This window comes from uncultured Campylobacter sp. (genome assembly GCF_938045405.1).
Classification (GTDB): domain Bacteria; phylum Campylobacterota; class Campylobacteria; order Campylobacterales; family Campylobacteraceae; genus Campylobacter_B.
Genome location: NZ_CALIMW010000104.1, coordinates 1 through 11,122, shown reverse-complemented (window position 1 = coordinate 11,122; position 11,122 = coordinate 1). Strand labels below are relative to the sequence as shown.

Sequence of the window (11,122 nt, the reverse complement as noted above, 5' to 3'; positions counted from 1 at the left end):
GCGTAGATCGCGGCCAGATGGAAGCCGCGCGTGCGATGGGTCTAGGCTACGGCACAGCGATGAAAGAGATCGTCTTTCCACAGGCGATAAAAAATATCCTGCCTGCGCTTGCGAATGAGTTTATTAGCCTATTTAAAGAGACCTCGGTCGTGGGCCTCGTAGCAATCACCGATCTTACGTTTTTTTCAAAAAGTATGCAGGCTGCGCTTTATACCGTCCAGCCGATACTTTTTGCCGCAGTACTTTACTATGCAAGCGTGAAATTTTTCTCGTTTTTAGTAAAAATGCTAGAAAGTAGGCTAAACCGCAATGATTGAAATATCAAATTTAACCAAATCCTACGGCAATTTATCGGTATTAAAAGGAATTTCAAAGACCATAAATAAAGGCGATATCGTAGCGATCATCGGTCCAAGCGGCGGCGGTAAATCAACCTTTTTGCGCTGCTTAAATCTGCTTGAAATTCCAAGCGGCGGCACTATTAAAATAGACGGCGAGGATATTACCGATAAGCACACTGATATTAATAAAATTCGCCGCAAAGTTAGTATGGTGTTTCAGCATTTCAACCTCTTTGCAAATAAAAACGTGCTGGAAAATTTAACTCTAGCACCCATAAAAGCGGGCATTTATACTAAAGAACAAGCCTTAGCAAAAGCGGAAGAGCTGCTGCAAAAGGTCGGTCTTAGCGATAAGGCCTATACTTATCCGCACAAGCTTAGCGGCGGGCAAAAGCAACGCATCGCAATCGCTAGAAGTTTGGCGGTAAATCCGGACGTGATTTTATTCGACGAGCCTACCTCGGCACTAGATCCCGAGATGATCGGCGAGGTGTTAGGTATAATGAAAGAGGTCGCTAAAGAGGGCATTACGATGCTTGTGGTAACGCACGAGATGGGCTTTGCACGCAATGTCGCGAATAGGATTTTTTTTATGGAGGGCGGCAAGATCGCTGTGGACGATACGCCTAAAAACGTATTTGAAAATCCGCAAAATCCGAGATTGAAAGAATTTTTAAATAAAATTTTAAACCACTAAAGGAGAGGGAAATGAAAAAATTTATGAGATTTCTAGTTGCGGGCGCTTTGCTTTGCAGTTCGCTAGTTGCTAAAGACATCGCCAAAGATACGCTCATCGTAGGCACGAACGCCGAGTATCCGCCGTTTGAGTTTGTGGATGAAAACTCCAAGGTTACCGGCTTTGATATGGATCTGGTAGCCGAGCTTGCCAAGCGCGCGGGGGTGAAATATGAAATTTTAAATATGAGCTTTGACGGGCTAATCCCTGCGATTAAAAGCGGCAAGATCGATATGATCGCCTCGGGTATGAGCGCGACGCCGGCTCGCAAAAAGGCGATCGATTTCACAAATCCTTACTACAAGGTCGAAAATTTATACGTCAAGCGTAAGGACGATAGCTCGTTAAATTCCAAAGCCGACTTGCAGGGCAAGCGCCTTGCCGCGCAGCTAGGCACCATTCAAGAGCTTGCGATCAGAGATATCAAAGGCGCCGAAGTTAGCGCTACGGAGAACGTTTTTGTAGCCGTCATGTCGCTTAAAAACAAAAAGATCGACGCGCTTTGCGTGGATTCATCCGTGGGCTATGAGTATCTTAAGAAAAATGACGATCTCGTAGCGTTTTTTAAAGAATCCGACGGCAGCGAGGGCTTTTCGATCGCATTCGATAAGGGTAAGTATCCCGAGCTACTCGCTAAATTTAACGCGGCGCTTGAAGAGATGAAAAAGGACGGAAGTTACGAAAAGCTTTTGGAAAAGTATAATTTAAAATAATCCGCAAAATTTAGGCGCAAATTCTGCAATAGGAATTTGCGCCGCCTAAGAGGAATCCTATGAAAAAGATATTTCCAGCACTTGCGATTTTGCTCTGCACGCAGAGCTTTGCGGAGCAAAAAGATAGATACGGCATCGCCGCATTTGCAGGTCTTGGCGATGACGGCAGAACCTTTGTTTTTACCTTTAGAAAAGCTCAAAAAGATCGCTTCTTTCCCTGCGACTTAAAAAATTTAAACATAATCGCCGCGGGCGCTTCAAGGTGCATAACGGACGCCAAAGAGCTAAGGAAATTCGATAAAGAATATAAAAAAGCTCTCGAGTCCGTGATAAAACCCGGCAAGCGCTACTACGTAAATTTAATCGATCGCGGCAATGACGCCTATGTCTGCGACGCAAGCGATCCTAAAAGCAATCTGCGATTGGACCTAGTGGCGGCGGGATTTGCCGTGCCGACAACCGACGATAGCGAACTTCTTTTAAAAGCCGCCGAGGAAGCCAAAGAGGCTAAGCGCGGAATGTATAGCGCAAAATTTTGGGACGTTACCAACTGCATCCTAAACGGCGTACCGATGCCGAAAAAGATAGATGAGTGAAATTTATGCGCTTAGCGACGATGCCTTAACGCCGCCGCAAACTATCTTTTCGCAGATAGATGAAATTTTACGCTGCGGCGTAAAGCTCGTGCAGTACCGCAGCAAGCTCGCCGCGCAGGATGAAGCTTTAATCCGCTCTCTCATCGGTCTTTGCGAAGATTACGGCGCCAAACTCATCATCAACGACGATGCGGCGCTTGCTAAAAAGCTAGGCGCGCACGGCGTGCATATCGGAGCTGACGACGGCGAGACGGCGCAGGTGCGCGAGTTTTTAGGCGCGGATAAGATCATCGGCGTTAGCTGCTATGCTGATCTTGCTCGCGCGCAAAAGGCCGAGGCGCAGGGCGCTAGCTACGTAGCCTTCGGCTCGCTCAGGCGCGGCAAGACAAAGCCTGATGCGCCGCTTTGCCCCGATGCGCTCGTGCAAGAGGCGCGAAAATCTTTAAACCTTCCGATCGCCGTAATCGGCGGAATAAACTTAGAAAATCTGAATGAAATTTTAGCCCTCAAGCCCGATTATATCGCTATGGTAGAGGCGATCTACAGACCCGCTTCGATCACTCAGAATTTAGCAAATTTAAAGGAAAAAATGGATGAGTATATTTGACGCCGTGATTTTAGGCATCGTTGAGGGGCTGACGGAGTTTCTGCCCGTAAGCTCGACCGGGCACATGATCCTGGCCGCAAAACTGATGGGCCTGCAGCAGACCGACACGCTTAAATGCTTCGAGGTCGTTATACAGCTAGGCTCGATTTTAGCGGTCGTCACGATGTTTTACAAGCGGCTTTTAGTCGATTTTAAGCTCTGGTGCAAGCTCGTCGTGGGTTTCATCCCCACCGCTGCGATCGGCTTTTTGCTCTATAAAAGCATCAAATCGCTATTCGCGCCGCAGACCGTCGCCTACGCACTGATCGGCTGGGGTATTATTTTTATCGCGATCGAGCTCTTTCGTAAGGCGCGCCCAAGAGAGAATGAACTGGAGCATCTGGATCAAATTTCATACGTTCAGGCCTTTATCATCGGGCTTTCGCAATGTTTTGCGATGGTGCCGGGCACTTCGCGCAGCGGCGCTACCATCATCGCAGGGCTTTTGTGCGGGCTAAGCAGAAACTTAGCCGCGCGCTTTAGCTTCCTACTCGCGATCCCTACGATGTTTGCGGCGACTTTTTACGACACCTATAAGAATTTAGACACCTTCGCGCAAAACTCCGACAATATCACGACCTTTCTCGTAGGCGGCGTAGTGGCGTTCGTAGTGGCGCTTGCGGCGATCAAACTATTTCTAAGCTTCGTTTCGAAGTTTGACTTCATCCCGTTTGGAATTTATAGAATTCTAATCGGCGTCATATTTTTCATCTTCGTTTTTTAAACGCAATCATCAAAGGAATTTCATGAGCCTTGTAAAAAATATCGGCGCATTTTTAAAAGACAGATTCAGCCTCCTATCGGTATTCGGCGGCGCGGTGCTAAACGCATACACGCTAGTCTTGGTATTAAATTTAGCGCTCGGGTTGCTTCTTATCGCGCGCAGCGGCGAGCTGCTCTCTGCGCAGGCGCTGTTTTTCGTGGCGTCTGCGATCTGCGGCGTGACGATACTTTTTTTCGCGCTTTACGCGCTCAGCTTTTACAGCGCCAGGCTATATAAAATTCTCGCCTTTGCGCTTCTGGCGATAAACGTAGCCTTCGCGATCGCTCAGATTTTTTTGATCTTTAGCCTGGAGCTTACCTACTCGCACGGCACGCTGGACGCGCTAGTGCAAACGACGCCCAAGGAGGCCTTTGAGTTCGCGCATGCGTTTTTAAATTTTAAGCTTATCGCGGCTTTTTTGACGCTTTTGGTCTTCGTCTTCGCCGCTCTTAGGCTTAGAGTGAGCCAGCGAGTGCGGATGAAGCTATGTCGCGCGATAAAGCTAGTCTTTTTGCTTAGCTTGCTTGTTTTTATCGCGCATGCGGCGTTTAAAAGCTACGTAGCCAAAAGCTCGAAAATGCGCGCTAGCGTCATAATCGCGCTAAATAAAATTCCGATTTATAACTTTGCTTTCGTTACAAAGGATTATTTCGGCGCCGATTTTAAGAGCGTGCGCGAGCTACAAGCTGGATACCAAAGCATTTACGCCTCACATTCGCATAAAACCGCGCCAAACCGCATCTCAAACGTCGTTTTCATCATCGGAGAGAGCCTGCAGCGAAATTTCATGAGCCTATACGGCTATTATCTGCCCACTACACCAAATCTGCAAGCGCTTGAGCAAAGCGGAAATCTAATCGCCTTTAGCGATGTCGTATCGCCTGGAGCTAAAACCAACGACGTGCTAAAATACGTGCTAAATTTCGGAAATTACGAGAGCGAAAAACAGCGCCCGTGGAGCGCTAACCTCGACATCGTAAATCTCGCGCGGCTCGCAAACTACGAGACCTTTTGGATCAGCAATCAGGAGCGCTACGGGCAGTGGGCGGTCGCAAGCGGCGCGAGCGCGCAGATGACGGATCACTCGGACTTTACGAATCAAATCCCGGTTTACAAATACGCCTACTCGCTCGACGAAGTTATGCTTCCGAGTATAAAAAATTTCAAATCGGGCGCGAAAAAATCGCCTCTTGCGCGCAAGGACGAAAGCTCCGCCGCAGAGGTAAACGGCACGCAGAAAAAGGATAAATTTTTCATCCTTCATCTGATGGGCTCGCACCCGAGCTACGAGTTTCGCTATCCAAAAAGCTTTGCTAAATTTAGCGCCGCGGATATCTCGCGCGAGCCGCTTGATGAGGGGCAGAAAAAAGAGCTCGCGCACTACTTAAACACCGTGGCTTACAACGATTTTATAGTAAACGAAATTTATAAAATTTTCGCAGACGACAACACGCTGATAGTCTATTTCAGCGATCACGCCCAGAGTCTTTATCAATACCGCGGCAAGCTAATCCACGGCGGCATCAACCGCTTCACGCTCGAAATCCCGCTGATTTTCATGGCGTCGGATAAGTTCAAAGAGCAAAACGCTGATCTTTGGGCGCGTATCGCCGCAGCCAAAGACAGGCCGTTTTTAAACGACGATCTCATCCACGCGATTGCGGAAATTTTAGAGATGACCGACCTCCCCGAGTTTGACCCCGCTCGCTCGGTGATAAACGCGGATTTCAACGCCTCGCGTCCGCGCATCATCGAGGGGGTCGATTACGATAAGGTTTACAAGCTGCAAAAGGAATTTGGCGAGTAAATTTAATGAAATTTTACGCCTTTTAGCGGCGCAGAATTTCGCTTCTTAAAATTTGCGCTCTTATCGCAAGCGCTCGCGCCCTAATTTGGCTTTCGGACGGGCGCGGTCGCGTCAATTTACGCCGCCACGAGCTCTGCGGTAAAATTTCTCGCCGCGTAAGTCTGCCGAGTAAAATTCAGCTTTGTAAAATTTCAAAATTTTGCGGCTAAAATTCCACGGCGCAGAATTTTCCATGCGTTCACGAAATACAAAAATTGCGAAGCTCATTCGAATAGCGAAATTTTGAAATTTCGGAATTTTAAAATTTGGCGGTGTAAAATTTATCCGCGCGGCACGGAATTCTACCGCTCAAATTTCACGGCGCAAAATTCCTCAGCACAAAATTTACCGCCAGAATTCAGCTCACAATTTAAAATTTCAAAATTCTAAGCCGCGAAATTTTATGCCGAAAAATTTTACGTTCCAATCGGCACGGAATATCTGCTGCCCGAGCCGCGCATAAAATTCTACGCTTTAAAATTCCAAGCTATAAAATTTTACGCTGCGAAATTTCACCGACAAAATTTTATGTGGCAAAATCCCGCGCCGTAAAATTTAAAAGCGGCTCTTGCTACAAAATTTCGCGAGCTCAATTTATGCTGCCGCAGCGATATTTGCCCGCTACGAAGGTGATTTTATCGCGAATTTTAGCGATCTGCCTTAGCGCCTCCGCCAAGAAATCCACGTCGCTTTCATCATGGATGAACGAGAAGCTAGCCCGCACCCAAGCGGGTTTGCGCGACATTTCGGTATCGGGCTGCAAACCGAGCAGATCAAAGCCGTATGGCGCTGCACAGTCGCAACCTGCGCGGGTCTGGATTTCAAATTTCTGCCCGAGCACCCCGGCCAGCGCGTCTGCGCCGAGTCCTTGCATATTAAAAGCAAAGATCGGCACGCGCGGCGCGGTGAGATTGCCGTAAATTTCAATCTCTGGGATCTTTGAAATTTCGCTTATGAAGCGCCTGCAGATCGCCTCTTCGCGCGACTTGATCGCCTCTAGTCCCGCGCTTTTGCGAAGCTTTAGGGCAAGATAAGCTCGCACCAGCGCGATGATGCCCGGCGTGCCCGCTTCTTCCAAGCGCTCCTTGTCGATTATAAAGCGCTGAGTTAGGGCATCCGCGTATTTGATCGTGCCGCCTCCCGCGAACGTCGGCTCCTCGCCGCGCAAAAGCTCCTTTCGCACCGCCAAAATCCCGCTAGCGCCCACGCCGCCCAAAAGCTTGTGCGCGCCGAAAAACACTCCGTCGCAAAAGCCGAGATCTACGTTTTCGTGCGCGATGAGCGCGCTAGCGTCCACAAACAGCCGCCCGCCATGCGCTTTTAGCATCAAGTAAGCGCGCTTGTAATCAAGCTTAAACCCCGTCACGTTCGATGCCGCGGTAAGTACGCCGTAAATTTCGCGCCCTTTGTTTGCGGATAGAATTTCGCCCAGCCGCGAAAAATCCATCAGTCCGCTTGGATCCGGCGGCACGCGCACGACCTCACAAAGCCCCTGTCTTAGGCTGATCTCCACGGAATGATGCTCAAAAGGCGAGATGATGAAAAGCGGCAGATCTTTTAGGCTCTCGCGCCGCAAGCCGAACCTGTCTCGCGTAGCAGGCGGCAGGTAGATGCCTAGAATTTCCCAGAGCTTCTTTATCGCCGCAGTCGCGCCGAAACCGCAGGAGATCAGGTAGTAGCGCTCCTCGCAGCCCAGAAGCTCTTTGATTTTGGCTCTTGCATTTTCGTAGTAATCGCTCGTAATCTCGGCGCTCTCTCCGCCTGCGGAGTGGACGTTGGCATATGTTGCAAGCACGCGCTCGATCTCTGCTTCTATAGGGCGATACGCAAGGCCCGAGGCGGCGCAATCGAAGTATTTGACCCCCTCTTTTAAGATGATATTTTCTTTGATCGTTTGAAAATCCAAAGCGCGACTCCAAAATTTTTGCAAATTATATCCAAACTCGCTAAAATTACGCCCGCAAGGAGGGCGAAATTTACGAGTTAAAAGACACTGCGCGAAATTTAGGCGATGTTGGTATCGACGCGATTTTGCAGTTTCATTTCGTATTTGACGAGATCGGCTGTATAAGCGGCTACGCGGACGTTTTCGAAGCGATCGAAAATGAAATTTTGCTCTGCTTTGAACATCTCGGCGAGCGCTTTAAATTCGGCGGCGAGTGCGAAGAGCAGATCAAAAAAGCGCTGATGAAATTCGCTAGAAGCGACCGCAAAAAAATAGGAATTTCAAAAATCTTGCCGCGATTTACGGCACAAAAAATCACCGCAGATCTCATAAACGCGAAGTTTTTAATCACCGAAAAATCAAGCGAGCAAAGGGCGCAAAAAGAGCGCAAAAACGACCGCCTCCCGCGCGCGCTGCGCCGCTACCATATCACGGACAAAGTCCATTTCAGCAGCAACTTTGCGAGGTTTTGGTTTAGATTTATCGAGCCGAACCTGCCCGCGCTGCGACGCGGCGAAATAGGACGCGTGCTAAGTCTAATCAAAGCAGATTTTAACGCCTACGCGGGGCTCGGGTTTGAAATTTTAAGCAAAGAACTGCTCGCGAAGTATTTAAATTTAGAGATTTCGCAAATTTCAAGCTTTTGGAACAAGGAGGTCGAGATCGACATCTACGCGAAATTTGAGAGCTTTTGCGTCGCGGGCGAGTGCAAATACAAGGAGCGAAAAATTTCAAAAAACGTGCTAAACGAGCTCATACTCAAATGCGAAAAAGCGCGCCTCGCGCCCGATCTGCTCGCGCTGTTTTCCAAAAGCGGCTTTAGCGGCGAGCTGCGAAACCTAAAAAGCGATAAAATTTTACTCTTTTCGCTCGAGGATTTTAAAATTTTACTTTGAATACGGACGTAAAATCAATGATTATAAGGGAATTATCATGAAAAATAGGGTCTTGGCAGCATCGTTAGGCGTGCTTTTGAGCTTAAGCTTGGCTGGATGCGATAGGGGAGAAATAGAGGATATTCAAACGGAGGATTTTTATGCCGCCAATCCGGATAAAGCAAAAAGCGTCTCCGAGGCGTGCGCCCTAGCCGATCTATCCAAAGAATCGGCAGAGATTTACGACAACTGCGAACGAGCCGCGATGGCGTATTTTAAAATCTTCTATAAAAGTATGATGCAAGCGGCATCAAGGCAAGAGGTAAAGGCGCAAGATGAAAAACAAAAAGCTATGTGCGAGCGCAAAGAGGTGCGAAATACGGAATTCGACGTGGAATGCTTTCTGTTTCTAGCCGTCACGGGTTTGCCGATAAACTCTACAGCGCCTAAAAATAGGCTGACTTATCTACTGGAGGAATGCAGAAATGATACAATCAGCCCGAAATGTAGGCTTTTAAGAAAGGAGATAAAGTTTCTCAAGGAAGACCTTAGAATGAGCAAAGAAGAGGTCTACGAGGCATTATCGAAAAAATTGCAAATCGTGATAAAAGACTATATTGATTTTTACGTATCGCAAGGTAGATTCGACGAAAATCCAAACAAGATAACAAGCATGACGGTCGAGCAGATAGCTCCAAACTCGATTAGCATAGGCACGACGAGCTATGTCAGCTGCTTTACTATAACCACAATCAATACAGGCAAAAACGCTAGTTTGGAGATACGAAAAGGCGCAAGCCAAAATGACGAATTCTGCATGGAAACATATAAATTGCCCGAAGTTGCAAAAATTCTAAATGAAAACGGCGGTGTTATTAGGCTTAGATAGCAAAATTTTATATTTTTAATGGCTCAATTAAACTTAAGCGGATTTTCTCTTATCAGTTTCAACAGTTTCTGATATAAGTTTTCCTGTGTAGTTTTAGTATTATATCTAAATTCGCATTCCTTTAAATGAAGCAAGAAATTTTCTTTCTTTATCCCTTTAAATTTAGCTAGTCTATGTTTAGCATAACCCCAAAAGTTTTCTATACCGTTTATATGGTTTTTACCGTTAGCAAATTCATTTTTAGAGTGCTTCACTCTGTAGTGAGCTTTGGCTCCGTAATCAACCAATCCGTCATAAGCTTTCCAACAATCAGAGTAAATTACACTCTCGTCTAATTCGCTAAACTCCGATAATATCGGTATTAGTTCATTTGCAGAGCAGTTTTTAACTATCTGGGTATAGACCTTACCGTCACGCTTTAGCATTCCAAATACTGGTGTTTTATTTGCTGTGCCTCTGCCTCTTTTTCCTCTTACTCTTTTAGATCCGAAGTAGCTTTCGTCTATTTCTATTTCGCCTGAAAACTTAGATATCTTTTCACACTCTTTAGACATAAGAATTCTTATTTCTCTAAAGATTTTACATAGGGTTGCTTCTGAAATTTTAGTTAAATTTGATATCTTTGATGCTTCTATATCCTCCGTGAAGTACTTTAGAATTTCTCTAAATTTAGCTTCAGAAATTCTTGAACGGACTATATACCTGTTTTTCATCGACAAAACTATAGTTAAAAACTCCTTTGAAAGTTTTTAACTTATCTTAGCCTAAAATTTTAAAATAGTAGTTTAATCCATATTTTAAGGAGATTTAAATTGGGACGGCGTTATAATTTATATATATTTTAATTAAAAGGAAAAACGATGAAATATCTGGTTTCAAAAAGCCTTTTTACTTTAGCCGTGTCTTTTGTAGCCGCTTCCGTCTTAGGTGGTTGTGGTTTTATAAAAAAGCCGATGACTAGTGAAGCGACACTCTTAGATCGCGCTGAAATGGCAACTGGTATAGATAAATCAAATCTAACGGTTGTGCCTGATTCAGTAAAAAGTGAGATAGACTCAGTACATTATAAGGTCAGGAGCAAAAACGGGGATTTGTATCGTTGCTATTTTTCATCCGTTATAGTAGTTGATTCTGACGTGCTTTGCACAAAAATTGTTGGCGCAGGCGGTACTGGAGGTTCCAAAAGTGGTAACTGCAACGCTCTGCTTAAAAAAGCGGGCAAGTGCTAGCGCGCTAAAGACGGCTTAAATCGTGCGGCTTTAAAACGGGTTCATTCGGCCCAAATGCGCGCCGCTAGCCGTTTAGGCCGCACCCGCAAAATCTTCGTCGCGTCTGTAAGCAAGCCCGCTGCTTTACTGCGCATTTCGGCGCTCGTTATGCTGGTGGGTAGTAAAATTTTAATGCTTTTAAGCTTTGCCGAGAGGATTGCGAAATTTCAATGCGTAAATTTTAAATCTAGAGGCGCGTTTGAACTCTTTTTGTTACGAAACGAGGCGTAAAATTTTACGTTTTAATTTTACTGTGCAAGATTTACCGCATGAAATTTCATTACGCAAAACCCTTTGCTCGGGCGCTTTGCGGATCGTAGCACGCGATTTAGCCCGGTTTAAACGTCACAAATTAGCTCGCGATCCCCGCGTTCCGCTTCGCCGCGCAAATCTGCCGCGCGATTTATCGCGTAAAATTTCGCTCGCTCCTATCTATTCCGTTCGCTTTCTACTTCCCGCTGAAAAACAGCAGATTTGCCATTATGATCACGATCGCGACGGGCG

General features: G+C 46.5%; 12 protein-coding genes. 10 read left to right on the top strand and 2 right to left on the bottom strand.

Annotated elements, in window-relative coordinates; genetic code table 11:
- The 7 genes from Q0140_RS03910 to Q0140_RS03880 all read left to right on the top strand — a co-directional run.
- Positions 1-317, top strand: a 317-nt coding sequence (locus tag Q0140_RS03910; RefSeq protein ID WP_297962100.1) for an ABC transporter permease subunit, incomplete at its 5' end; no start/stop codon positions are given.
- On the top strand, positions 310-1,038 hold the full coding sequence (locus Q0140_RS03905; RefSeq protein ID WP_297962098.1) for an amino acid ABC transporter ATP-binding protein: 729 nt from the start codon (positions 310-312) through the stop codon (positions 1,036-1,038). The genes Q0140_RS03910 and Q0140_RS03905, both read left to right, overlap by 8 nt.
- Positions 1,039-1,049: 11 nt before the next feature.
- The gene (locus Q0140_RS03900) at positions 1,050-1,790 is read left to right on the top strand and encodes a basic amino acid ABC transporter substrate-binding protein (protein ID WP_297962096.1); all 741 of its coding nucleotides are present in this window, start codon (positions 1,050-1,052) and stop codon (positions 1,788-1,790) included.
- Positions 1,791-1,849: 59 nt separating this feature from the next.
- The gene (locus Q0140_RS03895; protein ID WP_297962095.1) at positions 1,850-2,386 is read left to right on the top strand and encodes a hypothetical protein; all 537 of its coding nucleotides are present in this window, start codon (positions 1,850-1,852) and stop codon (positions 2,384-2,386) included.
- Entirely contained in the window at positions 2,379-2,993 is a 615-nt protein-coding gene (gene thiE / locus Q0140_RS03890; RefSeq protein WP_297962093.1) for a thiamine phosphate synthase, read from the top strand. Before Q0140_RS03895 ends, thiE begins: the two co-directional genes overlap by 8 nt.
- Complete coding sequence (locus tag Q0140_RS03885; protein ID WP_297962091.1) at positions 2,980-3,756, top strand: undecaprenyl-diphosphate phosphatase; 777 nt, start codon at positions 2,980-2,982, stop codon at positions 3,754-3,756. Before thiE ends, Q0140_RS03885 begins: the two co-directional genes overlap by 14 nt.
- A 22-nt stretch (positions 3,757-3,778) precedes the next feature.
- Positions 3,779-5,602 carry a sulfatase-like hydrolase/transferase gene (locus tag Q0140_RS03880; RefSeq protein ID WP_297962089.1) on the top strand — a complete coding sequence of 608 codons (1,824 nt, stop codon included), beginning with the start codon at positions 3,779-3,781 and terminating at the stop codon, positions 5,600-5,602.
- A 628-nt stretch (positions 5,603-6,230) separates the two neighbouring features.
- Here Q0140_RS03880 and Q0140_RS03875 read toward each other — a convergent pair.
- Positions 6,231-7,547 (bottom strand): aminotransferase class V-fold PLP-dependent enzyme, encoded by a 1,317-nt coding sequence (locus tag Q0140_RS03875; RefSeq protein WP_297962087.1) that lies wholly within the window; start codon positions 7,545-7,547, stop codon positions 6,231-6,233.
- Positions 7,548-7,672: 125 nt separating this feature from the next.
- On the opposite strand from Q0140_RS03875, the gene Q0140_RS03870 reads away from it, so the two are divergent.
- Together Q0140_RS03870 and Q0140_RS03865 are read left to right on the top strand one after the other, a co-directional pair.
- Positions 7,673-8,482: a DUF234 domain-containing protein gene (locus tag Q0140_RS03870; RefSeq protein ID WP_297962085.1), complete on the top strand. Its 810-nt coding sequence runs from the start codon at positions 7,673-7,675 to the stop codon at positions 8,480-8,482.
- Positions 8,483-8,519: 37 nt separating this feature from the next.
- Complete coding sequence (locus Q0140_RS03865) at positions 8,520-9,350, top strand: hypothetical protein (RefSeq protein ID WP_297962084.1); 831 nt, start codon at positions 8,520-8,522, stop codon at positions 9,348-9,350.
- A 23-nt stretch (positions 9,351-9,373) separates the two neighbouring features.
- Here Q0140_RS03865 and Q0140_RS03860 read toward each other — a convergent pair whose 3' ends face one another.
- A complete protein-coding gene (locus Q0140_RS03860) occupies positions 9,374-10,075 on the bottom strand; it encodes an IS1595 family transposase (RefSeq protein ID WP_366112834.1) in 702 nt (233 codons plus the stop codon).
- A 135-nt stretch (positions 10,076-10,210) separates the two neighbouring features.
- Here Q0140_RS03860 and Q0140_RS03855 point away from each other — a divergent pair, with 135 nt between their 5' ends.
- The gene (locus Q0140_RS03855) at positions 10,211-10,579 is read left to right on the top strand and encodes a hypothetical protein (protein ID WP_297962080.1); all 369 of its coding nucleotides are present in this window, start codon (positions 10,211-10,213) and stop codon (positions 10,577-10,579) included.
- The last annotated feature ends 543 nt before the right edge of the window (positions 10,580-11,122 follow it).